This window comes from Thalassoglobus sp. (assembly GCF_048270125.1).
Taxonomy (GTDB): Bacteria; Planctomycetota; Planctomycetia; order Planctomycetales; family Planctomycetaceae; genus Thalassoglobus.
This window is the reverse complement of sequence record NZ_JBLWTN010000004.1, coordinates 319,083-344,626: the sequence shown is the minus strand read 5'-3', so window position 1 is coordinate 344,626 and position 25,544 is coordinate 319,083. Positions and strand designations below refer to the sequence as shown.

General features: G+C 49.9%; 22 protein-coding genes. 7 read left to right on the top strand and 15 right to left on the bottom strand.

Translation table 11 applies throughout. From position 1 onward, the window contains the following. Positions 1-176 precede the first annotated feature (176 nt). From ACN0YR_RS07520 to ACN0YR_RS07505, 4 genes are all read right to left on the bottom strand, one after another. A complete protein-coding gene (locus tag ACN0YR_RS07520; RefSeq protein WP_417848582.1) occupies positions 177-830 on the bottom strand; it encodes a prolyl oligopeptidase family serine peptidase in 654 nt (217 codons plus the stop codon). 172 nt (positions 831-1,002) lie between these two features. After that, on the bottom strand, positions 1,003-1,950 hold the full coding sequence (locus tag ACN0YR_RS07515; RefSeq protein WP_417848581.1) for a DUF1853 family protein: 948 nt from the start codon (positions 1,948-1,950) through the stop codon (positions 1,003-1,005). 309 nt (positions 1,951-2,259) lie between these two features. Then, positions 2,260-3,093, bottom strand: a complete 834-nt coding sequence (locus ACN0YR_RS07510) for a hypothetical protein (protein WP_417848580.1) — start codon at positions 3,091-3,093, stop codon at positions 2,260-2,262. Between the two features lie 304 nt (positions 3,094-3,397). Beyond that, positions 3,398-3,817: a CAP domain-containing protein gene (locus tag ACN0YR_RS07505; protein ID WP_417848579.1), complete on the bottom strand. Its 420-nt coding sequence runs from the start codon at positions 3,815-3,817 to the stop codon at positions 3,398-3,400. Between the two features lie 524 nt (positions 3,818-4,341). Here ACN0YR_RS07505 and ACN0YR_RS07500 point away from each other — a divergent pair. The 3 genes from ACN0YR_RS07500 (at position 4,342) to ACN0YR_RS07490 (ending at position 6,022) form a co-directional block, all read left to right on the top strand. Next, entirely contained in the window at positions 4,342-4,671 is a 330-nt protein-coding gene (locus ACN0YR_RS07500) for a YbjQ family protein (RefSeq protein WP_417848578.1), read from the top strand. Positions 4,672-4,745: 74 nt separating this feature from the next. Continuing rightward, positions 4,746-5,249 carry a YbjQ family protein gene (locus ACN0YR_RS07495; RefSeq protein ID WP_417848577.1) on the top strand — a complete coding sequence of 168 codons (504 nt, stop codon included), beginning with the start codon at positions 4,746-4,748 and terminating at the stop codon, positions 5,247-5,249. A gap of 5 nt (positions 5,250-5,254) precedes the next feature. Then, complete coding sequence (locus ACN0YR_RS07490) at positions 5,255-6,022, top strand: PrsW family glutamic-type intramembrane protease (RefSeq protein WP_417848576.1); 768 nt, start codon at positions 5,255-5,257, stop codon at positions 6,020-6,022. Positions 6,023-6,122: 100 nt separating this feature from the next. Here the strand turns inward: ACN0YR_RS07490 and ACN0YR_RS07485 are convergent, their stop codons facing one another. From ACN0YR_RS07485 to ACN0YR_RS07475, 3 genes are all read right to left on the bottom strand, one after another. Continuing rightward, entirely contained in the window at positions 6,123-6,656 is a 534-nt protein-coding gene (locus ACN0YR_RS07485) for a hypothetical protein (protein ID WP_417848575.1), read from the bottom strand. Positions 6,657-6,727: 71 nt separating this feature from the next. Then, positions 6,728-7,699, bottom strand: a complete 972-nt coding sequence (locus ACN0YR_RS07480) for a nitrilase family protein (RefSeq protein WP_417848574.1) — start codon at positions 7,697-7,699, stop codon at positions 6,728-6,730. Positions 7,700-7,824: 125 nt separating this feature from the next. Next, positions 7,825-9,150, bottom strand: a complete 1,326-nt coding sequence (locus ACN0YR_RS07475; RefSeq protein ID WP_417848573.1) for a Gfo/Idh/MocA family protein — start codon at positions 9,148-9,150, stop codon at positions 7,825-7,827. Positions 9,151-9,533: 383 nt separating this feature from the next. Between ACN0YR_RS07475 and ACN0YR_RS07470 the strand changes: the two genes are divergently transcribed. Then, complete coding sequence (locus tag ACN0YR_RS07470; protein ID WP_417848572.1) at positions 9,534-10,877, top strand: dipeptidase; 1,344 nt, start codon at positions 9,534-9,536, stop codon at positions 10,875-10,877. Between the two features lie 175 nt (positions 10,878-11,052). Here the strand turns inward: ACN0YR_RS07470 and ACN0YR_RS07465 are convergent, their stop codons facing one another. Beyond that, positions 11,053-12,363 (bottom strand): PQQ-binding-like beta-propeller repeat protein, encoded by a 1,311-nt coding sequence (locus tag ACN0YR_RS07465; protein WP_417848571.1) that lies wholly within the window; start codon positions 12,361-12,363, stop codon positions 11,053-11,055. A gap of 276 nt (positions 12,364-12,639) precedes the next feature. After that, positions 12,640-13,581 (bottom strand): AAA family ATPase, encoded by a 942-nt coding sequence (locus ACN0YR_RS07460; RefSeq protein WP_417848570.1) that lies wholly within the window; start codon positions 13,579-13,581, stop codon positions 12,640-12,642. A gap of 216 nt (positions 13,582-13,797) precedes the next feature. Here ACN0YR_RS07460 and ACN0YR_RS07455 point away from each other — a divergent pair, with 216 nt between their 5' ends. Beyond that, the gene (locus tag ACN0YR_RS07455; protein ID WP_417848569.1) at positions 13,798-14,682 is read left to right on the top strand and encodes a prephenate dehydrogenase; all 885 of its coding nucleotides are present in this window, start codon (positions 13,798-13,800) and stop codon (positions 14,680-14,682) included. Position 14,683: 1 nt separating this feature from the next. Continuing rightward, positions 14,684-15,652 (top strand): aldo/keto reductase, encoded by a 969-nt coding sequence (locus ACN0YR_RS07450; RefSeq protein WP_417848568.1) that lies wholly within the window; start codon positions 14,684-14,686, stop codon positions 15,650-15,652. 157 nt (positions 15,653-15,809) lie between these two features. Here ACN0YR_RS07450 and ACN0YR_RS07445 read toward each other — a convergent pair whose 3' ends face one another. Further along, complete coding sequence (locus ACN0YR_RS07445; RefSeq protein ID WP_417848567.1) at positions 15,810-16,727, bottom strand: bifunctional riboflavin kinase/FAD synthetase; 918 nt, start codon at positions 16,725-16,727, stop codon at positions 15,810-15,812. 592 nt (positions 16,728-17,319) lie between these two features. On the opposite strand from ACN0YR_RS07445, the gene ACN0YR_RS07440 reads away from it, so the two are divergent. After that, positions 17,320-18,897: an ATP-binding protein gene (locus tag ACN0YR_RS07440; RefSeq protein WP_417848566.1), complete on the top strand. Its 1,578-nt coding sequence runs from the start codon at positions 17,320-17,322 to the stop codon at positions 18,895-18,897. A 193-nt stretch (positions 18,898-19,090) separates the two neighbouring features. On the opposite strand, the gene lnt is transcribed toward ACN0YR_RS07440, so the two are convergent. The 5 genes from lnt to hisN form a co-directional block, all read right to left on the bottom strand. Next, the gene (lnt, locus tag ACN0YR_RS07435; protein ID WP_417848565.1) at positions 19,091-20,938 is read right to left on the bottom strand and encodes an apolipoprotein N-acyltransferase; all 1,848 of its coding nucleotides are present in this window, start codon (positions 20,936-20,938) and stop codon (positions 19,091-19,093) included. Positions 20,939-21,055: 117 nt separating this feature from the next. After that, on the bottom strand, positions 21,056-22,309 hold the full coding sequence (gene glp / locus ACN0YR_RS07430) for a gephyrin-like molybdotransferase Glp (protein ID WP_417848564.1): 1,254 nt from the start codon (positions 22,307-22,309) through the stop codon (positions 21,056-21,058). Between the two features lie 26 nt (positions 22,310-22,335). Beyond that, a complete protein-coding gene (locus ACN0YR_RS07425) occupies positions 22,336-23,268 on the bottom strand; it encodes a hypothetical protein (protein WP_417848563.1) in 933 nt (310 codons plus the stop codon). A 138-nt stretch (positions 23,269-23,406) separates the two neighbouring features. Further along, positions 23,407-24,390, bottom strand: coding sequence for a methenyltetrahydromethanopterin cyclohydrolase (mch, locus tag ACN0YR_RS07420; RefSeq protein WP_417848562.1), 984 nt, complete (start codon positions 24,388-24,390; stop codon positions 23,407-23,409). 131 nt (positions 24,391-24,521) lie between these two features. Then, positions 24,522-25,340 carry a histidinol-phosphatase gene (gene hisN, locus ACN0YR_RS07415; protein WP_417848561.1) on the bottom strand — a complete coding sequence of 273 codons (819 nt, stop codon included), beginning with the start codon at positions 25,338-25,340 and terminating at the stop codon, positions 24,522-24,524. Positions 25,341-25,544: the final 204 nt, after the last annotated feature.

Here is a 25,544-nt window from a genome sequence, read left to right as displayed (position 1 = left end):
TGTATCAATCACAATTCACGCGCTCGTTCCAGATTGGCATTCATATCAATGCGTAGCTGGAAACGGTGTTCATGTCTTATCGGATCATAGTGTAGTGATTTTGAGACGAGTAGGCATCACCATCTTTTTTTCACAGATGTGAGAGACTCTTCGCCTCTTCCGCAAACTCAAAGTGCTCATTCCGTCTCATTGTTTATTCGCTGATGTTTCAGGAACCACTGATACAACTCAGGGTTGTCGTAGGTTTCCGTCCAGGAATCGTGCTGGGCATCCGGATAAATCGTCAATTTCGCATCACCACCATTTGATTTGATTGCTTCAACCATTTCGACGGATCTCTCAACCGGAACCGCACGATCTTTGGCTCCATGAAAGACCCACACAGGAATGTCCTTCAGGGCCTTTCCAAACTGCCGGTCTCCTCCGCCACAAATTGGTGCAATCGCTGCAAATCGTTTCGGGGCGTACATTGCCAAATCCCAGGTCCCGAAGCCTCCCATGCTCAGACCGGTTACGTAAATCCGATCTGCATCAACTTTGTACTTCTCTTCGATTTCGTCGAGCAGCGCACTCAACTCCATCGCATGCCACCATCTCCCTTTCGGACATTGAGGCGAAACCACAATAAAGGGAAACGCTTTTCCCTGCTCAACCAATTTTGGTGGGCCATGGACTTTAACGAGTTCCAGATCGTCTCCACGTTCACCTGCCCCATGGAGAAATAAAATGAGGGGCCATTTCTCTTGCTTCTCATAATCTTTGGGAAGCGAGATCAGATAGTCCATCTCGACCGTAACAGGCCTTTTAAGTTTTGCGGACTTTTGATTCATCTCATCAGCTCCAACTTCGGAGAAAGAACATCCTATTAGAATGAAAGCAGCGAGAAGTGTTCGCATAGGTCGTTGTCCCGTTTTGATCTGGAATGAAAAACAAAGAGCTTTCAAACAATAGCAAACCTGCATTCGAGAAGCACTTCAAACGAGACCACAAACAGAGACTTGCTTATTGAAAAGGCCACTGCTTCTGGATGATGAAGAAACGTGATGACTCACGATAACAGTCTTCGTCCGGCGTGAGCACGCTCACTAACAGCGGGCGCCGAGATGCCACGAAGTGCTCGCGAGAGAAATTTTGTAGAGCTTCGGACGTCTTTAACTTCGGGCAGGAATGCTCGACCACCTCGTTCGCCAGCCAGTGCGGTTTCCGAGCAATCAAGAAACGGGAGTCGGGAGCAAACGTATTGATCCAGTCGACTTCACCTTCATAAATCCAGGATCCACGTAAATGGTTTATCGCCATTCTGTCCGGGGAATCTGAAGGAGCAGGGAGTTGAGGATGATAAAAGATTCTCCCTTTCACCAACGCCTCACTTCGAACAACCTCGGGGTAAAACTGTTTCCCAATTTTCAACTGATGACCGAACAACGATTTCAGTTTCTTCTCGAAGTGGTCCCCTGAGTTTGGACCAACGAAGTGACTGCCACTCCGATGAGTCCCCGGAAAGTGAAGATAAAATTTTACCGCCGTTTCCAGATGAATCAGATCACCTTTTCCGTCCCTAAAAAGAAAATCGATCTCCCCAACAGTTCGCCCATCAACAAACAACTGTTTCTGATGTTCAATGATCTCGTACCCTAAAAGTGTTCGCAGCCAAAATTCGATAAGCGACTCGAAGTATCCTCCAACACGAAACCCCTTGAGTGACTCAACATTCCGATTCAACGTTTCTCGAGCAGTGATCAAATCGGTGTGCGAGATGCCCGCACCTCCGGAATTCCGCGTCACGTCCGAGAGTGTTTTTTCTTCGAGAGCACAGAAAGCACGAACATGTTCGAAGTCGACCGGAATACTCAGGGAGCCAGTTTCCGAGTCAAAGTCAGACCCAATCAACGAGGGGCTGGTGATCGCCCACTCGAGGTCACGAAGGATTCTGGAAAAGCGGTCAGACATTGTTTAAAGCGACTGGACATTCAGCGTTTGGTACTCAGCGGGCAGAACAGAAGATTGACTTTAACAAGTTCTCGCCAGGAAACGCGAACGATCCTCTTACAGCAATTTGCTCTAAAGCAGTTTGCTCCTCAGCCTGCCCGTGGAGAAACGAATCCCTCAATAAAATGCTGGGCTCGACAGTGCAGGGCACGACAGTACTTTACGAGAAATAAAAAAACGACCGACTGAAAAGTTTCAGCCGGTCGTCGGGTACGACACATATTCAAATTCAGTTGCACAATTTCGAGTGTGATTGACCACTCAGAACGACTACTCAGATTGTGGCCGTTGCCGAGGCCGATCGCCGCGTCCGTCTCCACGTCCTTCGCCACGATTGGCTCCGCGGTCACCACCACGATCGCCTTGAGGACGATCTCCTCGCTGCATTCTGGTTCGTTGAAGTTCGAAAGGTTTTCCTTTCATTTCTGCGAACTTTGTTTTCTGGGCGTCAGTCAAAACTCCCATCAGCTTTTCGTCAGTCTCTTTTCGAAGTGCCTCGGATTTCTCGCGAGCCTGTGCAAATCCTTCTCGGCCTCCTTCTCGAATGCTTTCCATCAGTTTTTGCTGAGCAGCCATCTGATTCTCCAGCAACTCTGCGATCTTCAGTTGCTGCTCTTCAGAAAGTTCAAGCTTGACGACAACTTTGTCATCGTCCAGTGCACGTACTCCCTGTTGTTGCAGGGCGATTTGCTCAAGCCGTGTCTTCTGTTCTTTCGAAAGATGTTTTTCGATTTCCTGAGTCGCTTTGGCATTGATTTCATCGCGTTGTTTTCGCATTTCAGCCATCGCCTTGTTGCGATCTTCTTCGCTCATCTCACGAAGGTTTCCAAGACTCGAAAACTGTTCACGGCCTTGTTCTCTCAAGTTCGAAACCACCTTCTTCACAGCTTCTAAACTCTCTCCTTCAAGACCGATCTCTTTCTGAACCTGCTCATTGCCGATCAGCATCATCATGCTGGACTGTCCACCCCCGGGCGGGCCACCTCGGAATCCACCGGGACCACGTCCTCGTCCGCCTCCCCCTTCGGGACGCTGCGCTTCAACAATCGGCGAAAAGGCAACGAGCCCACCAAGAATCATCATCGTTAATAGAGAACGCTGCATCAGTTTGCTCCGCAGTAAGGGTCGAGACAAAATCATCCAGTCGACCAAAGGGAGCCGACCTGGTCCCGCGTCGTTTTCACGCAGAACTTCAGCTTATTAAACCCATCTCACTCGCAAGAGTTCCGAAAATGTTTTTTAAATCTCGACACAGTTACATTTCAGAGGCAACTCAGGAGCACAGCGAAAATTTCAACCAACCAGCCAGGTTGCATCGATCCGTTTAATGAGGAGAGTGCAAATAAAAAACGCTGCACAGAGATAGTTCTCTGTGCAGCGTAGGATCAGATCGAGTCGTCAGGATCGCTTAACGAAAGACGCCAGCGTAATACCATTGACCACTCCAGGATCGCTGAACACCAAAACCACAGCGAGCGTTCCCACCTAGAACCCACATTCGGTGTCCTGGTGAGTTAATCCATCCCTGAACGCATGCTTCCGGACTTCCATATCCACGACCAACAACCTGCTCACCGCCACCATGATACATCATGTTTCGGTTGGCCATATTGTTTGCCCATGCTTGGGCTTGGCGACAAAGATCTTCGTCCAATTGTTGAGCGAACATCCCTGAGCGGGCTCGATGATTAGTCGCCGACGCATACATCTGCTGGATGAGTTTGTACTCAGTGAGTGGCTTTGACTCAGTTCCGGATTCGGCTCCCATAAAAAGAACCGCACACCCGAACAAACTCAAAACCATTCCTCTTAGCTTCATCCTCGTCATTCTGCACTCCGTTTCTGGAACTGCCCGGAAAATTGGTAAAACCCGTAAGCTTTGCGCAGGATTCTTAATTTAACAGATGAGGAATTCAACCATTTTCAATGGGGGTTGCGTTAGAAACCGAAGATTGATTCAATCTCAATGTTGGGATTTTGCGCAAACCGATTCACAGCAATGAGATGAAAACACATCAGTCACTACGAGGCTGTGCAGTTAAAATGTTCTTTTTTTGGGAATTCGTGCATTTAGATCAATTTACGGCAAATTTGTCCCCCAACGAGCTCGTATTTACAGACGAATTCAGAGCTGAAAACACTCCTCACACACCAAATTTGAAGTCGAACTTCCGGAAAAGATAGACATCCTGCCTCATGGAAATGAGTGAATCACCGCATAAAAACTCCCTTCTCAGACTCACACATCACGAAAGTGTTGAATTGACAGCAAGTCTCGTGAACGACATCAAATTCAGACGTATTGTTATTGTTCCATATTCTTCATCATCACATCTTTAGGACGAAACAAAGATGATCGTAACAAACACGGAAACAGTTGCTGGCTATGAAATCACAGAGATTCGCGGCATTGTTCAAGGCAACACTGTTCGTGCCAAACACCTCGGTCGAGACATCATGGCTGGCTTAAAAAACGTTGTGGGGGGAGAACTCAAAGGCTACACCGAACTGTTGACCGAGTCCCGACGACAAGCCACCGAGCGAATGATGGCACAGGCGGATGAGCTGGGCGCCAATGCCGTTGTAAATGTCCGGTTCACCACCAGTGCCGTGACACAAGGGGCTGCCGAGCTTTACGCATATGGCACCGCAGTCATCGTCGAGCCAGCAACCATGAGATAATTCAGTAAGCAAACTCTCTTCGCTTTCTTAATTTCTCAGGTCGTCATTTTAAAATTTACCTTAGGAGCCATCTCATGGACGACTCACTTGTTGCGATGCTCATGATGTGCTTTTGGGCCTTTCTATTTATTGGCGTTCCGCTCATCGGAATCGTTGGTGGGCGAGTGAATGAATATCGACATTTCAAGAGTCTTGAACGTCGTGAAGCAGAAGCTCACGATCTGATCGTCACTCAAATCAAATCGTTTCCAGCAGCCATCCCTGGACAGCAACCACCCACACTCATTTACGCTGAAACGGTGATTGCCAGCGATTACCTGAAAACGTTCCTTGCTGCGATCCGCGGAATTTTCGGCGGAGAAGTTCGCAGCTTTCAAAAGATGCAAGATCGCGCACGTCGAGAATCTCTGCTAAGATTGATCGACTCAGCACGTCAGCAAGGCTACAACGCGATATGCAATGTCCGGCTCGAAACAGCCGATGTCGGCGGCGGAGCAATGACACGCGGTAAGCAGGCCAACCCGATGGCAGCCATTCTCGCATCGGCGACAGCTTACCATGCCTCGACTGCGGAGTAAGCCTTTTGCCCAATCATGACCCTTCGATTGAAAATGAACCACATCTGCGAAATGGTGGATGGGAACGCGATCCCTCCGAAGCGAAGGCTGCCGAAAGAATTGAGTATGAGCAGCATCACGAAAACATAGATGATGCGATTGACCAATCGATCTGGAGTGAACCAAGCCGATCATCAGAAATCAGCGGCCCTCCTCCAGAAGATGCGCTGACTTATGAAAATTGGCTCAACTGGCGAATTTCTCAAACCGGATCTCTCGACAGTTGGGCACTCGTCTTATGCTGGGTGCTTATCGCGGGTCCGCTGGCAGTCGTTGGAGTCCTGCTGGGAACCATTGGGACGATGTCGGGCATCTACCTCGTCCAGGCAATTCTCATTGGGCCGGTCGCTGAGGAGTTAATGAAGATCGCGATCCCACTCTGGGTGATCGAACGTCGACCTTACCTGTTCAAGAATCGACTGCAAATTTTCCTGTGTGCTCTCGCTGGCGGAGTTGTCTTCGCAGCCGTCGAAAACGTGATGTATCTCAACTTCGATCTTTTCAACTGGGAGAACCCGTTGACTCGCTGGCGATGGACAGTCTGCGTTGCCTTGCATACTTTTTGCTGTCTCATTTCTGCCTTGGGACTTTCAAGAGTCTGGCATCGCTGCATGCAGACCAGATCGTTCCCCAATATTCAACTCGGCGTTCCTTACTTCGTGACTGCAATCACCCTTCATGGCGCATACAACGCGTTCGCGATACTTTTTGAAACAGTCTACGAACCGTTTTAGAGCAGCTTGCTCTGCCGCATGCCCGTGAAGAACGCATCACTCTAGTAAAAATGCTGTTCGCCATGAGGCAGAACCTGTAAACCAATTCGAAAGCTGCTTCTTAATCGCTCCCGATGACATCACTCACACTCCAGTCCTTGATGTGAACGTCATAGCCCATGTCTCCATCCTCGTCTGTCTCTGCAAAGTAACCAGCGGACCAGTCCCACGCTTGAGCAGCAGTTGGAATGGAAATCGAGGTCAATTCAAACTCCCAGTCCTCTCCTACGTACTTACGAAGTGCAGCTTCGATTTCGGGGAGAACAGATGAATATTGACTACGAATTTCATGAAACAGGGCTCTCTGAGATTCAGTTGGTCCGTTGGCATTCGCATCTATAAAAATCATCACTCTCTCGATTTCACCAGCACCGAACTCGGCATCACCTTCCCAGTGCTCCCACTTTTCCCATGATTTTAGATTCCCAAAAAGCGGATCAGAGAGATAGATCTCCCGACCTCTTCGATCCATGAAGGCAGCAAAAAGAAATCGAAAAATGAAGACCACGAAATACAGCACCGGAAGGAGTGCCAGCACCACCACCAGAACGCCAACGACATTCCAAATTTCGATACGATTCAATGGAAACATCATTGACGTTAACCTGCGTGCATTTTTGAGGTGAACTCAAGGCCGTTCAGTGAGCCTCGCCGGGGAACGTTCTCTTACTTGTCCTGTGCCTGTCGTCGAAATCGCACGGTGCGAGTCTCTTCTTCAATCCCCGTTTTCTCGGTAAGCAGTCCGAACAACTCAGGACGGCGAGTAGTCAGCCAGCGTTGGCCGGTACACATCACCCTGAGAGATGGATCAAGGTCAGCGACGACCATCTCGTCTTGGGCTCTCCAGGTCTCAGTTAACACATCCCCATAGGGATCGAGGATCATTGAATTCCCGGTTCGGACTTCATCGTCGTCCGTTCCGACTCCATTGGCGAACAACAAGAAGAGTCCGTTGTCGTGTGCGCGTGCGGGAAGCCATTTCATCAGCCATTGGCGACCTTTCGAACCTCGGAATTCCGCCTCAATCGCCGAGGGATTCTCTTTTCGCTGATCCCACAACTTCGTATCGACCACACCCATGCACTTAGGGCTTGGCGAATTGCACCCGCCTGTCTGATGCGGGGCGAGCAAGATTTCGGCCCCCATGAGAGCATTCATCCGAACGTTCTCGCCGATGTTGTTGTCGTAACAAATCAACACTCCAACCCGCGCTCCTTGCGGGATATCGAACACAGTAAATTCGTTCCCGGAGCTCATGTGCTCGTTGATAAAGCAGTGCAATTTACGATGCGTTTCAATGCGTCCATCGGGCATCGCGACAACAAATGAGTTGTACAGCTTGCCGTCGTCACCCGCTTCAATCAGACCGGCGCCGATTGTCATGCCTGTACGTTTCGAATGTTCCAGCAACTTTTGTGAGGCTGGCCCAGCGGGAACCGACTCAGCGAGTTCTTCAATTTGTTCACGCGGAAAGTCACGTAGATGCCAATATCCGGTGATGCACATTTCCGGAAAGATGAGCAAGTCGACGTTGTCGGCAGCAGCCTGCTCCACAAAGCCGGAAATGATCTCCATGTTCGCAGCTTTGTCACCCGGAACATGATTGAACTGAACAGCAGCTGCACGAATTGGTTTCATCTTAGGATAACTTTTCGGATTGGTTCTAAAATAACAAGTCCCCGGAACCACTCAGGCTCCGAGAACTTGTCAACAGGAAGCAGTAAATTCTGCAATCATTCTGAAGTACAGAAATGTAGATCTCTTTAGGAATCTAATTTCCAGCCATCACGATATTCACGAGAAAGCCACTTGTTAGCTTCTTCGTTGTTCGTGATTTTCATTTCTTTTTCGTTCCAGTTCAGCTTTTCGCCTTTGTAACGAACCGCAATGTTTCCAAGAAGAACGGCTTCAGTCAAATTTCCACCGTATTCGAAACCATCACTCGGCTGCTTTCCTGAGATGCAACCATCAACCCAACCGTGATAGTGATTCAAACTTTCCAGGACTGGGTATTCTTTATCAGAGAGACCTTTTCCGGTGTAAAGCCTCATTGCTCCGACGTGTGGAATCACCATGGTTCCGGTTTCCCCGATCAGAATCGATCCGCTCGCAGGCAAGCGGACATCTCCCGGGATGTGTGAACCACTTGTGCTTGGAAGTGAACCGCCATCATCCCAGCTGACCGGAATCGACCGGCCCGTTGTATATTCCGTTCCCGGGAATGTGTATTTGACGTGCGTTTGAGCAGGCCAGGTCTCATCATTCATGCCGGTGTGTCCAGCAGAAAAGGAGAGTGGTCCGTTGTTGATATTCAAAGCAGTGAACACTGGATCAAAGATGTGGCAACCAAAGTCACCTAACGCACCGTTGCCAAAATCTTGCCAGTCACGCCATCCCCAAGGGTGATAGCACTTCACGTCGCCGTAAGGACGCATTGGAGCAACACCGACCCAGAGATCCCAATTTGCAGTTTCCGGCGGTGCAATTGGAGATGTGGGACGATTGACATACCCAGACTTACCATGACCGGTCGCAGCACACCATGAACGAACTTCTTTGACCTTCCCGATTGCACCATCCTGAATCGTCTTCGCAGCTGTCCGGTAATAGGAATGCGAATGGATCTGGTTACCGAGTCGCGTGATGACTCCCGAATCTTTCGCCAGTTTTCGCAGCTGACGTGCTTCGCTGACGTTATGAGTCAAAGGTTTCTGACAGTAAACATGCTTCCCCATGTTCATCAGGTCAGTGGTAATGCGAGCGTGCATGTGATCCGGAGTGGAGACAGTCGAGCCATCGATCTTATCGCCGAGCTTCTCCAGCATCTCGCGGTAATCTTGAAAAATCGGCGCGTCGGGCTGAAGCTTATGGACCTTCTCTGTACGAGCAAGATCAATATCACAAAACGCCACGTGATGCGTTTTATCGTGGCCAGCCATTTCGTTGATGTCCGACCAGCCTTTGCCGTCGCACCCGATTCCAGCAAGTTGAAGTTTTGAATTCAGGTTTTGTCCCCGAACAAATGCAGGAGCTGCCGCAACGAATGTGGTTGCTGCAGTGGTTTGAAGAAAAGTTCGGCGAGTTGGCATGAAGAGGTCTCCATTGAAAGGAAAGGGGCAGGACAAATTTTGTAGGAACACTTTCAGATGATGAGGAATTCACTTATCAATGGCAACTGATAGTGAAATTTCGCTCAAGATAATTTAGAGCCAGTCCGGAAACTTGTGGAATGATCACTTTTCTAATCGCTTGAGAGAGCGATTAGAAAAGTATTACGAGAACTGATCGAAAAATTTGTTTTGGACTTCTCGCTCAACATACTTGCAAGCAGTGTTCGAAGTCATGAAAGTGACTTTCACGCTCATGATAAGCATTGAAAATGCTAAAGAGTTACTGACAAGTGAAATTCAAATTTCCGTACAGCATTCTCAAAGAGTTTCTTTGAGAGAAGTCTATACCAGAAGGTTAAGCAATGAATCGTCGAACATTTCTTCAAGCCGCTCCCGTAGGGATTGGGTTGTCATACTTGAGTTCAAACCTGCTCGCCCAAAACGAAAACGGAACAGCTCGGCATCCATTACTTGCGACGCAGAATCCGATCATCATTCGAGGTCGAGACGCTGCCATGGGAGTCTTGAAGCCGAATGCAAAAGACTTGGAACATGGGCTGAATCTTCATGCAGAGAGTATCGTCTTTGATTCTTATGGATTTGCTCCTCGGGCATCTGTCGACGGCGATGCACTTGCGAAGCTCGACGCGGCTCACGCTTCTGATGTTGAATTTGGAGAAGCCCGCATCAACATGTCGATGATTCGACCAGCTACGGAACCAAAGGAACGAGAAGAATTTCAAGAAGCGTTTCGATGTGCCGGGGTTACCTGTATTTTCCAAAACGCAGGCGAAGAAGGGCAAGCAGTCCCTCGGCTGTTACAACGATTGGCTCGGTTTACGTTTCTGACTGACATGCAGCGAGACGTGCTCGTCCGCGCTTCTCTTCCAGTCGATATCGAAAACGCAAAAAAGGCAGGCAAGCATTGCTTGTACTTAACCGGAAACGGCACTCCTTTGCCGCAAACCTGGATCACCGTTCAGGAAGAGCTTGCTTACGTTCAGTATTTCTTCCAACTCGGCATTCGCATGATGCACTTAACGTACAATCGTCGCAATATGCTCGCTGACGGATGTGCCGAGACTGCCAACGGCGGGCTCAGCGATTTCGGACGAGCTGCCATCGCGGAAATGAACCGTGTCGGTGTGATTGTAGATGTAGCCCACACCGGCTGGCGCAGCAGTCGTGAAGCCGCTGAAGCCTCAACGAAACCGATGGTTGCCAGCCACACAGCCTGCAACGCAATCAACGAACATATCCGAGCCAAACCGGATGATGTGATTAAAGCCATTTGCGACACTGGCGGCTTAGTTGGAATCTGTCTGATTCCCAATTTCCTTGGCGGCAGTGGAGATATCTCAAGGCTTCTCGACCACATTGATTACGTCGTGAAGAAATTCGGAATTGATCACGTCGCGATCGGCACCGACGTTGCACACACGTCGCAGCATGCGGCCGAAGAGAATAAAAAAGTTCCTAAACGCCCCAGAAGTCGCAGCCGCTTCGCAGCACTTTGGCCGAGCGGTTCACTCGGTGGAAACTGGCCCGGCAGAGCGACTCTCGCCTGGACCAACTGGCCTCTGATCACTGTTGGACTTGTCCAACGTGGATACTCCGATGAAGAGATTCAAAAGATCATTGGCGGAAACGTCATGCGAGTCTGCAAGGAAGTCCTGCCAGAAGAACTTCAAAGCCTGAACGGATAGAGCAGTTTGCTGCTACCGTGTTTCTTGTGCCCGTGGAGATGTGCGACTTTCCACTTAAACCGTACTCTTCAAGGGCACACGGGAGAGCAGAGGAGAATCGCAGCATCGCCACGATCTTCCATCCGCCTTCAGCAATCGCCTCATCGGTTGCCGCAAACTTATTTTTTGCCTCCACTCATTTTGAAATTTTGTAGAGATGGTGGAAGGTTCTGAGAAATAATGCTCCGTTGGCAACTCCTGGAGAAGCCCGCATTCCTTCTTCGAGATGATTTTTGGAAACGAGTTCAAATTCTCTGCCAGCTTTCACAACCGAAGTTTCGCCTTCTTCATTACATAGATAGAGCAAACCATTCGCGAGAACGGGCGAGGCGACAAAGGTTCCGCCAATTCGATTGGTCCAGACTTCTTCGCCGGTTACAGCGTCGAGGCAAATTGCCACCCCGTTATCAGTCACCATGTACACGAGTCCCTCGTAGAGAAGAGGAGTCGCCAATCGTGAATTTCCGCGCGGTCGATTCCAGAGGACATGTGTTTCATCCACATTGCCGCTTGTTGTTTTGTCGAGACGAACTGCGATCATGCTCGCGCCTCGACCACCGCTGTTAATCACCACAATGCCTTCATGCAGAGCAGGGCGGGCGGCGGCGTTGTAGCCGTCATGAGTGATCGTCCAGAGTTCATTACCGGTCTTGGCATCGTACCCAAACGCTGCTCGGGAACCGACGGAAATGAGCTGAGTTTTCCCTTCGACTTTAACCAGCGCGGGCGTTCCGAATGCCTTTCGTAAATCGCCATTCCGCTTCGGCTTCCCGTTCTCATCCAGATCGTCGTAATCTGTCGAGCGATCAATCCGCCAGTTCGTTTCGCCTGTTTTCTTATTCAACGACATCAAAAACTGTGCGTCGATGCAGTCGTAAGTCAGAATGAGCGAATCTTCAAAGATGATCGGCGACGAACCAGGCCCTCGAAAATGTTTCCCACGGATATCTCTCCGTTCCCAGACAATCTCAGCTGTTTCTGGATCGAGTCTTGCAGTCCCGTAAGTCCCAAAGTGAACGTAGACCGCATCACTTTCCAACACGCATGTCGGTGATGCGTACGTGTTGACATTGTTCCCTAAAGGTTCAGGGTCTTCGTTTTCAAAGATCACCTTGTGATGAAGCACCTTTCCGGTACCTTCATCGATGACATAAATGAACTGTTTCTTTCCATCGGTTGTTGCCGAGGTGAACCAGACTTTTCCGTTCCCGATAACTGGGGAAGCATATCCATCATCTTCTAATGCGATTTTCCAGGCGACGTTCAGGCCGGACTCCTCATCCCATTTCACGGGCAGATTCTTCGCTGAACCAGCTGGAACAATCCCATTCATCAACGGGCCTCCACGTTCCGGCCACGCCGGTGATTTTTGAGTGGTGGAGGTCTCTGATGCAGTCGCCAAACTGACTGTGAACATCAAACAAAACACAAAAGCCAAGCGAGACATTGGCGTCCTTTTCAGCGAAAAAAGTTGAATTGAGAAACTTACGACAACTGATTCTGAAACCTGAGTTTGCTTTCTCAAACATTGAGAGATGCGACGATTCCAGAGATTTCCGGACTGATTCTAGAGCATTTTCAATGCCTGTCGTGCCCGTGAAGGCCACTTTCATGACCTCATAGACTGTTCGCCACGAGGCAGAACGTAAAGACCAATATTGGATTTGCTCGCGAAAACATTTGATTTTGAAACGGTCAGAACAGGTCGTTCCCTGGAGGGCTGTTAGCTGGGAACTGGGGTCGTGTCTACAATTTGTTGCAGGATCTGTCTTGCTCGATTTCGCTGGCCTTCGCGGATGACTCCGCGACAGACGACACGATGAGCCAAGACCGGACTCGCAAGACGTTTCACATCATCAGGAATGACGTAATTGCGACCTTCAACGAGCGCCAGGCTTTGAGCAGCTCGATACATCGTCAGCGCTCCGCGTGTACTGACTCCAAGCGAGAGCTCTTTGTTTTCGCGGGTCGCATGAACCAAGTCGAGAATGTAATCGGCAACCGACTCCTCGACCGTCACTTCCCGAACTTTTTGTTGCAGGCCGATCACTTGCTGGTCTGTCATCACCGCCTGTAATTCATCAACAGGTTCGCCAGTCCGGTGAGAGTTAAAGACTTGGCGCTCCGCGTTTCGATCGGGATACCCGACCGTTGTACACAACATGAAGCGGTCGAGTTGGTTTTCCGGAAGTGGATAGGTTCCTTCAAACTCAAATGGATTTTGCGTGGCAATCACAAGAAACGGTTTGTCGAGTTGGTAGGTTTGGCCATCGACAGAAATTTGCTGCTCCATCATCGCTTCGAGCAACGCACTTTGAGTTCGTGGAGTGGTTCTGTTAATTTCGTCTGAAAGTAGAACGTTTGTGAAAATTGGCCCTTTGCGGAACTCGAAGGTCCCCTGATTGGGAAGAAAAATGCTTGATCCTAAAATATCGCTAGGAAGCATGTCAGGAGTACATTGCAGCCGTGAAAATTGACAATTGAGGCTTTGAGCAATCGCCTTCGCCAGCGAGGTCTTCCCTACTCCAGGTGAATCCTCAATCAGCAGGTGGCCTTCCGCGAGCAATGCCACAACACAAAGGCGAATCACCTCATCTTTTCCCAAGAGGACTTTGGCGATATTCTCTTCTAAAGAGCCAATCAACGAGGCAACATCTGTAGACACAAACCACTCCACCGGAGGAAATCAAACGGTTCCAATGTATGACAATATTAAGCCATAGTATAAGGATCAACCTAAGGATGATCAGTGTGTCAGACGTTTGTCACTGAAGTTTTCACAAAATTTTCGACCGAACGTAGTTTCTGAAACTCATAATTTCTTATGATTCTGCGTGCCAGACAGAAGCCAATTCGGACCTCTCTGAGTACAATCCTCCGCATGTCCCGCCCTCTTCGACAATTTGAAAATCTCGCCATTGTGGGCGTCGGTTTGATCGGTGGATCAATCGCCCTGGCAGCCAAAAAACATGGTCTCACCCGAAATGTGATCGGTATCGGACGCAATGAAGAGCGTTTGAAACTCGCTAAAGAACACGATTTAATAGATGTCGCGCTGACAGATGTGACTCAGCTGCAAGCTGTCGATATCGCTGTGGTCTGTACACCTGTGAGCCGAATCGCTGAGGATGTCATTGCGGTCGCGAAAGCCACACCTGCATCGACATTGATTACTGACGCTGGAAGTGTCAAAGCAAGTCTTTGTGCAGAATTGGACCAATATCCGGAGATCGCTGCACGGTTTGTTGGCTCGCACCCTTTGGCCGGTTCTCATCAGTCAGGCTTTGAAAATGCCAACGCGAGCCTGTATGAAAACCGCAAGTGTGTTGTCACTCCCTCTGAACATTCCCCTGAAAAGGTCGTTCAGACAATAAGTTCGTTCTGGACCCAACTTGGAATGGATGTTCGATTCATGTCTCCTCGCGAGCATGATCATGTACTGGCGATGACGAGTCATTTGCCCCATCTCGTGGCAGCAGCTGTTGCGGATCAAATCGATGATCACACCGTCGACTTCGCAGCAACAGGTTTTCGTGATACAACAAGAATTGCAGCAGGCGATCCGGGACTCTGGACAGCCATCTTCTCTGAGAATGCCCCTCAGCTCGTCAATGTGACGGACCAGCTGATTGCTAAACTGACTCGATACCGAAATGCACTCCTGGAGAATGACGGCCAGACAATTTCCGAGCTTCTAAAACAGGCACAGGAGAAACGGAAGCTTTTCGAAGACCGCCAGCGAAGCAGCTCACTTCAGGGAGAATGAGATGAATCATCGACAAATCGGTAAATCAAACTTGTACGTTTCCCCCGTTGCCATGGGCTGTTGGCCCATCACAGGGATTACAAGTACCAATGTCACCGAAGAACATAGTCTGGCGACACTGCGAGCAGCCTTCGACTCTGGCATCAACTTTTTCGACACCGCTTACATCTATGGATATGAAGGGGAAAGTGAACGCCTGATCGCCCGCGCACTGGGAGATGTCCGTGACAAGATTGTGATCGCCTCAAAATGCGGACTTCATTGGGGCAGCGATCAAAAACAGGCTCGCGATGCTCGACCAGAGACGATCAAAAAAGAGTGTGAGGAAAGCCTCCAGCGTCTCAACACGGATCGAATCGACCTGTATTACCTTCACGCTCCCGATCCGAATGTCCCCATCGCTGAATCAGCGGGGGCCATTGGTGAACTTCTCAGTGAAGGGAAGATCCTCGCTGCGGGAGTCTCGAACTTCACTGAAATTTCTCAGTACGAGGAGTTCCATGCGGTTTGCACAATCTCAGCCGATCAACCGTTCTACAACATGTTGCAACGAGAAATCGAAAGAGAACAACTTCCCTGGTGTCTGAAAAACAACGTGTCAGTGAATCCATACTGGCCTCTCATGAAAGGTTTTCTGGCAGGCAAAATCAAACGTGATCATGTGTGGGCCCCCAATGATGGACGACAAAGATTTCCCGTCTTTGTTGGTGAAGAATGGGAGAAAACACACGCATTTCTTGACGAAATTCGCCCGATCGCTGCCGAAGCTGAGATGACAGTCGCCCAGTTGGCTATCGCGTGGGTCATCGCACAACCGGGCATTGGAGCAGCGTTATGTGGAGCAAAAAGGCCAGAGCAGATTCAAGAAACAGCTCAAGCAATGAATCATACTCTCACGCAATCTCAGCTCGCCAAAATCGCACAAGCAATCCAGAATCGTGGTGAAGTCAATCGCCACCCAGCGACTTAGTACGCAGAGGGCAGAACCCCGACATCGCAATGGCAGATTTCAAATGTGATATTCGCGTTCTGCCTCGTGGCGAAAAGTCTACGAAGTCAGAAAAGTAGCACTCACGGGCACGGGCACGGGCACAAAATACATTGAAAACGATATTAAGATCTTGTTTTCAGTTTGCCATTTTCTGCACTTGCTCAATGTCTTTGCGGACTTGTTGTTTCAACTCCTCAACCGTTTCGAACGATTTGACGTCACGGACACGCTCGATGAGATCAAGGCGAATTTTCTGCCCATAAAGATCTCCTTCAAAATCAAGCAAGTGTGCTTCAATCTTCTGCACGACGATTCCAAAAGTCGGATTCGGACCGATGTTGATCGCAGCTTTCCAGGAATCGCCTCCAATCCTTGCAATCGCTGCGTAAACTCCGGGCTTGGGAATCTGAGTCTCGACTTCTCCGAGGTTTGCTGTGGGAAACCCCAACATCCGGCCCCGTTCGTCTCCTCGGATCACAACTCCGGAAATTGCATACGGTCGACCGAGTTGACTGGCTGCGAGGGCAACATGTCCCTGTTTCAGATTACTGCGAATCTCGCTCGAAGAGACCATCACTTCACCGAGCAACGTTGGCGAAACAATTTCCAGCGACATCTGATGCTCAAAGCAGAGCTGCTGCAAAGTTTCTGTCGTGCCTGCCCGGTTCTTTCCAAAATAGAAGTTCGGCCCTTCCACCATTCCGCGTGCTTGAAAGTGGTTCAGAACGATTTGCTTGAAAAAACTTTCGGGTTCCAACTCCAGAAGCGAATGATCTGTCGGATAAACAACGACATGATCAACTCCGCAACGATGAATAAGTTCAGCCTTCTCTTCTAAAGTCGTCAGCTTGGGCGGCAGATATTCAGGGCGAAGCAACTGGATCGGGTGAGGATCGAAAGTCAGAACGGTGGATGAGGTTTGCGCAGCTCTTGCCTTGTCGACTAATTTGGACAGAATCGCGCGATGCCCAAGGTGGACACCATCAAAGTTTCCGATCGAAAGATAACCATCTCGATAGGGAGGCGAATCGTGAAGTCCTAAGTGGGTTGACATGAATCAATCATAAATCGGTAACGGCAACGGCGAGTCCCAAATCTGGGGCAGGGCACCCTGAATCCCCCATCGAAGGTGTTTATCGATGCTCACTGAAATTGATGCTTACTGAACAGTACGAAGAACCTCTCCAGTACTGATGTCATGAAGGATTCCCTGAGTACTAGAGAGACCAGCTTCAGGTATTCGGATCGATTTGAAAGGCCGGAATAAATCAAAACTGGCTGATTCAACGGTGTCGCGAACAGGTACCAGGAAACAGTCTGCGAAATCGATCAGCAAACTCTGTGAAACTCAACGATTCAGTTCGGGCGTGAACGGCTTGTATTGTAAAGTTTTAAGTGAGCACGTCGAGGAAGCTGTCGACATTCTCACTATTCTCGCAACTCATTCCCTGCCAAGGGTTTCGAGCACTGCTTCGGGGAGGCAGTTTTGAGATGTCTTGCAGAAGATGGGGTGTCTTTCGCCAGTTTAGAATGCTAAACTGGTCCCTCATTGACAATGGATGTCTCAAATGGATGTCTCAGAGGTTGCAGCGTCGGGTTTGCTTTTTGAACGACGGCAGGTCACCTCAGGATGAAGGGATTCAACGATGTTGCTCTCGAACACGATGTGGCGCAAGCTGATGACCAACTTGGGGTTGGTCGTTTTCATGCTCTTTCTCTTTGCATTTAGCAGTTTTGCCGGGATCAACTCTTACAGCCGAATGGTCAACGATCTTGAGCTCAGCATCACAAATATGCCGAGCCGGGACCGGCTGATCGCTTCATTGGCGAATTTGCTCAAGCCGTTCAAGGTCGACTTGCCAGACGAAAGTAAGCCGCATGCGTTGCGAGTCGAACGGGCGACAATGCAGCACGACCAATTCGAGCAAGAACTTGCAAACGTCACCGTCCGAATTGACCAGTTCGAGCAAGCCTTTCAAAAACTTCCGGACAATCTTCGTCCGGGGTACGCTGAAGAGAGTTCCTACTTCTCCATGTTTCGGACGATCCATCAAAGACTCGAAACTCTGAAGTCTGAAAGAGACCTGCTCTTTGACCCAGATTTACGGGACGGCTTTATTAGAGGAGTGACGCGGACCGTCGCTGAACTCACTGAAATCGCTGAAAGCCTCCCTGACCCATCGAATCGATTGGGCGAGCGTCTTAAAGAGGCTCGTGATGACAAGCAGATTCACTTACGAGTCGTCGCTGCGACCGGTCTGCTTTCGCTGGTGCTTTTAGGATTGTTGATTTATTGCTCCTGGCGGTGGATTTTCAAACCGATCCTTGGGCTCACCGAAGGAGTCGAGAAACTATCAGCTGGTAACTACAACTACCGTTTAGACGTTAAAACCCAGTGCGAACTCTCGCAAATGGCGAATACATTCAATGAGATGGCAGCCAAAATCGAGCAGGACCAGTTGGACAAAGAAGAGGAAATCAAAAACCGCAGCAAGCAACTTGTCCAATCGGAGCGACTGGCTGGAGTCGGTTTTCTCGCCTCAGGTGTGGCACACGAAATTAACAATCCACTTTCAGTCATCATGAATGCGATCAACGGTGTGCAGCGACGGTTAACAGATGACGTACTGGCTCAACTTCCAGACAAGGATCGAAAGCGAATACTGGACTACCTGGACCTTGTTCTTTCAGAGGCGGAACGCTGTGAGACGATCACCAAAAAACTACTTGATTTCTCTTATGGAAAAGCTGACGAGCGGAACTTGTACGATATTGTCGCAGTCTGTCAGGAAGTCGCCTCAATGGTTGGACACCTGAGCAAGTACCAACAGAAGCAGGTCACAGTTGATAGAACGGACCCGTTGCACGCCTGGGTGAATGGCCCTGAAATCAAACAGGTTGTTCTCAATCTAGTGGCGAATGCTCTGGATGCTTCTGAAGATGGCAACTCCGTGGAAGTCTCCGTGAAAGAACTTCCTGATCAAGTCGAAATCGCCGTGACCGATCACGGAGCGGGAATGACAGCTGAACAACAGACGAAGATCTTTGAGCCGTTCTTTACAACGAAGGAAGTCGGAAAAGGGACTGGGCTCGGGCTTTCCATCACCCATCGAATCGTCGTTGACCATAATGGTCGTCTCGAAGTCAACAGTAACGGACCGGGAACTGGCTCGACGTTCACTTTGCGATTACCCAAAAACAAAAAGCAAGCACGAGCAGCGTAAACCGCTTGAAATCGTCGGAGTTCCGAGGCGTGAGAGCAATTTGCTCCGCTGTGTGTCCGTCCTAGAGTATCTTTCGAATTGGTTTGCAGGTTCTGCCTCGTGGCGAACAGCAATTCTATTGATGAAACGCGTTCCTCACGGGCACACGGTAGAGCAAACTGCTCTAAACCCGAACATCAATGCAAAAACGACTCTAACTTGTACCTCGTGAACGCTTACGCAGCAGTGGCAAAAGTTGAATCGCCACTGCAATTGTTGCGACAAGACACAAGGCAGCGAACCAGTCTCCGAATCGAACGTAGAGGCTTGTGCGATCATCAATCGGAACGTCCGCGACGAGTGCACAGTTGAGCTGACGATAGAACTTGCCCGTTTTCGGATCACGCATCGACTCACGTGGAGCAACATCTTCCAGCTTCGCATCCAGATCGATGAAGTATTCCGGATCGCGAATCACGCCGTCGCCGTCAATGATCGCTGAAATCCCAGTGTTCACAGCCCGCACGATTGGCGTCCGTGTTTCAACGGCCCGAAACGAACTCGTGATCAAGTGTTGATCCAATTCGCTGGAACCATGAAACCAGCCGTCGTTTGTCAGATTGACGAGCAAATCAACTTGGTTCTTCTCTGAATCAGAAGCGGAGTTCACCATCCCTCGCACTAGATGCGGAACGGTATCTTCAAAGCAGATCGTGGGAAGGATTCGCCAGTCCTTGTGCTCGAAGACTTCAACAGTGCTTCCGGCATCGATCCCGTATTCGCCACGCATGGGGGCAAGGCTCCCAATGATCGGCACGTTTTTGAGCTGACTCTGAAACGGAATATACTCCCCAAATGGAACGCGATGAATTTTATCGTAACGGCTTTGCAGCCCTCCTTCCGGTTCGACAAACACCGCAGAGTTGTAGTTTCGAATCCCTTCCCGCGTCGCATCTGCGACGATAATTCCGATGACAAGTGCCGCATCCGTTTTTTCAGAGAGTCCGACGAGCGAATCTTGTGAGTTGCGGTTTTTCCAGTCTTCTGTACGCAGCATGGGGTGAACGACGTCCAGTTCATCATCAGACATCGTTTTGTCGTATTCCATCATCGGAAAACGGAACATTGCTTCCGGCCAGATGATGACATCAGGCTGATACGGAACCGTGAGTCCTGTGAGGGTATTGTGAGTCTGATAGATCTCGCCCCATTGTTCCCGGTCCGATTTGAGTGAGGCAGGAAAATTTCCCTGAATCAGAGAGACTCGTGGCCCGGGCGTGAACTCAGACTGATTGCGTCTCATCACTCCATAGCCAAGCGCCACACCGACCAAGACGACAGAAACGACAACTCCCTGAAATCGACGACGTGGAGGCGTTGCGTCATCCGCAGCCAGACTTTCAGCACTTGAAAGACGGAACTTGCTAATCCACGAAAGAGGCATTGCTTGAGCGATGGCTGCATTTGCCATCACAACAAGAAAGCTTACTCCGTACGCTCCAAAGATGTCACTAATCTGGATGATTTCCACCCAGTTGTGTTGGGTATGACCGATGTAATACCACGAAAATCCTGAAATTAAATAGGCTCGTAAATATTCAAGCCCCACCCAGAAGACAGGCGCCGCAATGTACAAGGGTGTGCGATACCTCCACACAGCACTGCGAGTGAGGGCGATAAAGATCGGCCAGAAAAAAGCCATGTACGCCGAGAGAGCCAGCAATGCGATATACATCAAAGGATCGCCGAGCCGCATCCATTGCAAAGTGATGAGCCACATCACAAAACCAACAATGTACAGGCTTCGGTACATCCGGCTCGTACGATGTTCAATCCGTGCGAGCAGCAGGAGTGGAACGAGACAGACCCATGCCAGCGGTCCGATATCGACGGGGGTAAACGACGCCCATGTTAAACAGGCAGAGATTGAGATGAGAACGACCGTTCCCCACCCACCAGGACGCGTATGGCGACCGGCAGAGATGATTTTCTCGATGCGTTCGCCCTGTGCAGCTCCGGCTGGAGCTTTGGCTGTCTCTTCCGAAGCGGTCATGTCGTCCATGGCATGATTTTCTGCTGATGATTACAGGTACGTCAATTTGATTTCTGTTCATAAACCGATAGCAATATTTTGCTACCGTTTGCGTTCGTCTTCCTGAATCGACTTCAAGGAAAACGCTTATGAATTGCGCGTCAGTTTAGGCTCAATACGGCTCCCAGACCAGAGCAGTACCTGAACAGTCTCTCCCCTCTGAAAAGTGCGAATTCCAGCTGGAAAACAGGCACTACAATTGGCAAGCACTGTCGTTCGCAAATCCGAAGAGCCTTTCCAGTTCGTCGGCGTCACACAGAGTTTGGCCGAGTCAGTTTCCACAATCGACGGAAACCAGACATCCCGATCTCCGTGCTGTTCGAACTCTTTCGTTAATTCTGCTTCCAGCAATTGTGGCGAAGCATTTGGGCTTCCTGAGAATTTCTGAAGGGCAGTACGCACGAAGAGTTCGAAGCAAACCATGCTGCTGACAGGGTTTCCGGGCAGTCCGAAGACATAGCACTCAGAGGCCAGTTCGGCTTCACGTTTTCCGAACCAAATCGGTTTTCCCGGTTTCATGGCGACTTTATGAAAGACTTTTCTGACGCCTGCTCTTTCAAGTTCTGATGGAACCAAATCCAGTTTCCCTGCTGAGACTCCCCCCGAAAGACAGAGAAAGTCCGCCTGCAAACCTTGCTGGATTTTGGCTCGCAGATCTTCGCGGTTGTCTCTGGCAATATCGAGAATCTCAGCCGCAGCCCCGGCAGCGTTTACCTGTTGAGCAAGCATCAAGGCGTTGGAGTTGCGAATTTGTCCCGGCCCCGGGGTTGCATCGACGGGGACCAGTTCGTCTCCCGTCGCCAGAATTGCAACCGAAGGTTTGGGATACACGGAAACATGGGCCTGCCCCATTTCCGCCAGCAATGCGATCTCCTGGGGGCGAATCAGTTGTCCCGCTGCGATGACATCCTCATCCACTCGCATGTTTGTCCCTCGGCGAAGGATGTTGCGTCCAGATGCCACTTCACTTTCCAAGGTCAGGCGAACTCTTGAGCCGTCAAGCTCTCTCGATTGCTCAACAGGTATGACCACATCCGCTCCTTTAGGAATCGGTGCGCCCGTCATAATTTGAATGGTTTGTCCCGGACCAATTGAGAGCGCTGATTCGTGACCAGCTGCCAGTTCGCCGACTTTCAAAAATTCAATCTCACCAATTCTCAAGTCGGAACTGCGAACTGCGAATCCGTCCATCATCGACTTGTCAAACGGAGGAGAATCTTCCGGACAGACGATCTTCTCAGCGAGTCGACTCCCCAAAGCATCTAACAATGGACTTGTTTGCCTGGGAGCCGTGGAAACAGTTTCTCTGATTAAACCCAGAGCTTGGTCGACATTCAACATCGGTAGCACTTCTCTGACCTCAGACGTCATACGCCAAGGCGGTTATTTGTCGGGTCGATGAGCCACAGCCAGTCATCAAACAGAAACTCAAATCGAATCGCGAGCAAAGCGATTCTGCCCATCACTGTATATCCGAATGCAGCTCCGAAGGTGACCATCAACACCCAGATGCCCACTCTGGAAACGTGTCCGACGAACCCGGTATGTTCAATCGAAAAGAAGAAGTACACGACCGCTGACAGTACGGAAAGGACAAGCAAGAGGTTTTGCACACTCTGCCAAAATGGAGAGACTGAAGCGACTGTGCCAACGGCGTCGGTGACTTCAGGCACGACAATCACCGGCTTAATTGTGCTTCGAATCTGACTGAGAAAGTCGGCTTGAATAAAACCAACCAGCCGGATTCCCGCCGTCGAACCAATAATAAAAGCAAGCGGCCAGCGAGCGATCCATGCTCCACGTGGAGAGAGTCGCCAAAGCAGCATGCCACCGAGAATGAGCGGAATCAAATACATCCACCAGTTTTCATCACGGACCGTAGGAGCTCCCGGCATCGCCCAGGATTGAATCCATTTCGGCCAAATCTTGCCGAACAGATTAGGAATCACGACTGTCCAGAATCCGATCACCATCCAGTAACCGGCTGAAATGCCCACAAAGATCGATTCAGAAAATTTGTAGAATGGATTGTCTCGGTACAGAAATGAAAACACACATAAGGTCAGAAAAGCAGAGACCCAAATGCCTAAAGAGCGAACTGGGCTATACACTGCCGAACCGGTGACGTAATCGTTGTGCGTCGCATTAAAATACTGACCGTCCAATTCTGTGACGTACGCCGATCCGGCTCCGACAAAAATCGCTTGATACAGCAACCAACAGGCAAAGACCAATCCAAAAACCGCCCAGGCTTTTGAAAAATCTCGCTTATCTTCTGGAATAGATGCTGTCTCTGCCAAAGTCTTTCCTGCTCAATAATTCGACAAGGTGAATCCGCATCACGGGAACTCAGTGTCACGGGAAAATGATCCCGAGTCTAAACATTGCCCCGAGTGCCCCGAATCTCGCGTGATAATTTTGCATCAAGATGCTTAACATTACCCCAAACCGAACGACTTCTTCAACACGCTATGATCAATTCCGCCAAAATGAAATGTCGAACCAGTCTGGACATTGTGAATCAAGATTTCTGCCGGGCTGAAGAGATTCGGGTCGATCTTGTAAAAATCACGATCTGCCGCTTCGAAAATCTCCAGAAACGGCTTCCCGTAAACAGGTGAGGCGGATGAAGGAACCTGAGGACCAATCTCGCGAATCGAGTCATCATCTCCATTGACCCATAACGTCACACGCCCCCCATACAGAATCGCATCATTCGTCAGCCCGATCCCGGTGAGATCGTCTTTTGCGACCGGTGAAATGGGAGCAGAGCCACACGCAGATTCGACTCTTCCGACATCGAATCCCAACTCGAACAACTTATGTAATGATGTCTCGACACTTCGGGCAATCACTTGCATGTTCCCCGCGATGCTGGCTGTCGGTGCAACCAGCAGCGCAACCTGGTCTGGATCGACATTACAAGAACTTGCGATCTCTTCGACAGCCTCAGCAGTTGGAAGCTGACCACTTTCCAGCACGCCGACCACTCCGAACGCCTCTTCGTTGTAGCCAAGTTTCTCGAAGAGTTCTTCCTTGTTGGCCGCTGCCCGCATCGGACCGCTTCCCATCGCGAAGTATTCCCCGACAGCGATTTGCCACCCTGCATATTGGCTGAACAGACAGGCTTCGACGGGATCGTCTGATTGAACAAAGAGTTGCGGCCACCCTATGCCGCCCATTTCGCCTGGAACAATTGAAATGTCCGCAAGCCCAGCAGTGCAGACTTCTGCCAAAGCTAAACCAGCAGCCAGACTTCCCGGCGCATCGACGCCAAAGTCGAGAATCAACCCTAGACCGTCATAGTCCACCGGCTCAACCCGAAGTTCATCGAGGCTACCGAGAATTTGGTGAACCAGATCCCAGGTGGAATCATTCAAAATCGGATCGGATTCTAAAAGGTCGCTATCATCGTCATTCATGAAAGGTTCTTGATCGCTATTTCAGAGCACGGGTGAAGTGTGCAGGCGTTTAGGCGTCTGTTCGGGGCAATGTCTCTCAAACGGTTTTTAACAGTTTTGCGTCAAGAAGACATCAGTTCGATGAAATTGCACTACTGAATCATCGCAAGAACAGCTTCTTTCAGATGAGGATTGACTGAAATCCCATTTCCACCAAGAGCGGTCGATTCGCCTTTCCAATCCATAAAGACACCACCTGCTTCTTCAACAATGGGGATCAGAGCTGCCGCATCCCATTCAGCAAGCAGCGGATCAACCATGAGATCAGCACGTCCAGTGGCGACCAGAATATGCCCGTAGCAATCGCCCCAACTTCGCGAGAGCCGGCACTTCGCTGAGAACTCACCCAGCAATTCGAATTGATCGATCTCCTGCCAGCCTTCGACAGCTGTGAACAAAAAGAGTGATTCACTCAGTTCTGATGTGTCACTCACTTTGGCTGGAACAGGCTCACTCTCTCCTCGCTGCCACCAGGCTCCTCCTCCACGATGAGCATAGACGACCTCATTCGTCGCAGGAATTCGACAGATCCCAGCGACGCACTCTCCTTCGAACTGCAATCCAACCAGCATCCCGAATAATGGCACACCATGAATGAACGATTTCGTCCCATCAATTGGATCTAAGATCCAACGGAATCCGCTGGTTCCGTCTTTCGCTCCGAACTCTTCCCCCATAATCGCATCATCGGGAAACTCCTGAGCAATTTTCCCTCGCAAGAACTCTTCGGCTCCGCGATCTGCAACCGTTACGGGAGATTGATCTCCCTTCAGCATCACTTTCAAATTGTCATTCAAGAAGTATTTCATAACGATCGCCTCTGCCTGAGCAGAAACGTCGAGACCGAAGTTCAGCCGCTCTTGAATCGATCGCTCTTGAATCGATCGTTGTTGATTCGCGTTGGTATCCATGTGTCTCTCTGGGTTGAAGAATGAGGGAGAGTATTTTGAATGGCATTTTGAATCAAGGAGCAGGGGACTGATTCCATTAGCCTGACTCTTCAAGTTGCCTTCGTAATGCCAGCACAAAAGAGAAGTGTTTGAACTGGTGTGACCGTTCCTCCTCGCGGGATTCAGAATTTTTTCGTGGAGAGCGATCTCTTCACAGGCACTGAA

Excerpts from the sequence above, each read along its gene's own strand:
- ACN0YR_RS07520 (WP_417848582.1), bottom strand. The coding sequence starts at position 830 with ATGAATCAAAAGTCCGCAAAACTTAAAAGGCCTGTTACGGTCGAGATG.
- ACN0YR_RS07515 (WP_417848581.1), bottom strand. The coding sequence starts at position 1,950 with ATGTCTGACCGCTTTTCCAGAATCCTTCGTGACCTCGAGTGGGCGATC.
- ACN0YR_RS07510 (WP_417848580.1), bottom strand. The coding sequence starts at position 3,093 with ATGCAGCGTTCTCTATTAACGATGATGATTCTTGGTGGGCTCGTTGCC.
- ACN0YR_RS07505 (WP_417848579.1), bottom strand. The coding sequence starts at position 3,817 with ATGACGAGGATGAAGCTAAGAGGAATGGTTTTGAGTTTGTTCGGGTGT.
- ACN0YR_RS07500 (WP_417848578.1), top strand. The coding sequence starts at position 4,342 with ATGATCGTAACAAACACGGAAACAGTTGCTGGCTATGAAATCACAGAG.
- ACN0YR_RS07495 (WP_417848577.1), top strand. The coding sequence starts at position 4,746 with ATGGACGACTCACTTGTTGCGATGCTCATGATGTGCTTTTGGGCCTTT.
- ACN0YR_RS07485 (WP_417848575.1), bottom strand. The coding sequence starts at position 6,656 with ATGATGTTTCCATTGAATCGTATCGAAATTTGGAATGTCGTTGGCGTT.
- ACN0YR_RS07480 (WP_417848574.1), bottom strand. The coding sequence starts at position 7,699 with ATGAAACCAATTCGTGCAGCTGCTGTTCAGTTCAATCATGTTCCGGGT.
- ACN0YR_RS07475 (WP_417848573.1), bottom strand. The coding sequence starts at position 9,150 with ATGCCAACTCGCCGAACTTTTCTTCAAACCACTGCAGCAACCACATTC.
- ACN0YR_RS07470 (WP_417848572.1), top strand. The coding sequence starts at position 9,534 with ATGAATCGTCGAACATTTCTTCAAGCCGCTCCCGTAGGGATTGGGTTG.
- ACN0YR_RS07465 (WP_417848571.1), bottom strand. The coding sequence starts at position 12,363 with ATGTCTCGCTTGGCTTTTGTGTTTTGTTTGATGTTCACAGTCAGTTTG.
- ACN0YR_RS07455 (WP_417848569.1), top strand. The coding sequence starts at position 13,798 with ATGTCCCGCCCTCTTCGACAATTTGAAAATCTCGCCATTGTGGGCGTC.
- ACN0YR_RS07450 (WP_417848568.1), top strand. The coding sequence starts at position 14,684 with ATGAATCATCGACAAATCGGTAAATCAAACTTGTACGTTTCCCCCGTT.
- ACN0YR_RS07445 (WP_417848567.1), bottom strand. The coding sequence starts at position 16,727 with ATGTCAACCCACTTAGGACTTCACGATTCGCCTCCCTATCGAGATGGT.
- ACN0YR_RS07440 (WP_417848566.1), top strand. The coding sequence starts at position 17,320 with ATGTTGCTCTCGAACACGATGTGGCGCAAGCTGATGACCAACTTGGGG.
- lnt (WP_417848565.1), bottom strand. The coding sequence starts at position 20,938 with ATGGACGACATGACCGCTTCGGAAGAGACAGCCAAAGCTCCAGCCGGA.
- glp (WP_417848564.1), bottom strand. The coding sequence starts at position 22,309 with ATGTTGAATGTCGACCAAGCTCTGGGTTTAATCAGAGAAACTGTTTCC.
- mch (WP_417848562.1), bottom strand. The coding sequence starts at position 24,390 with ATGAATGACGATGATAGCGACCTTTTAGAATCCGATCCGATTTTGAAT.
- hisN (WP_417848561.1), bottom strand. The coding sequence starts at position 25,340 with ATGGATACCAACGCGAATCAACAACGATCGATTCAAGAGCGATCGATT.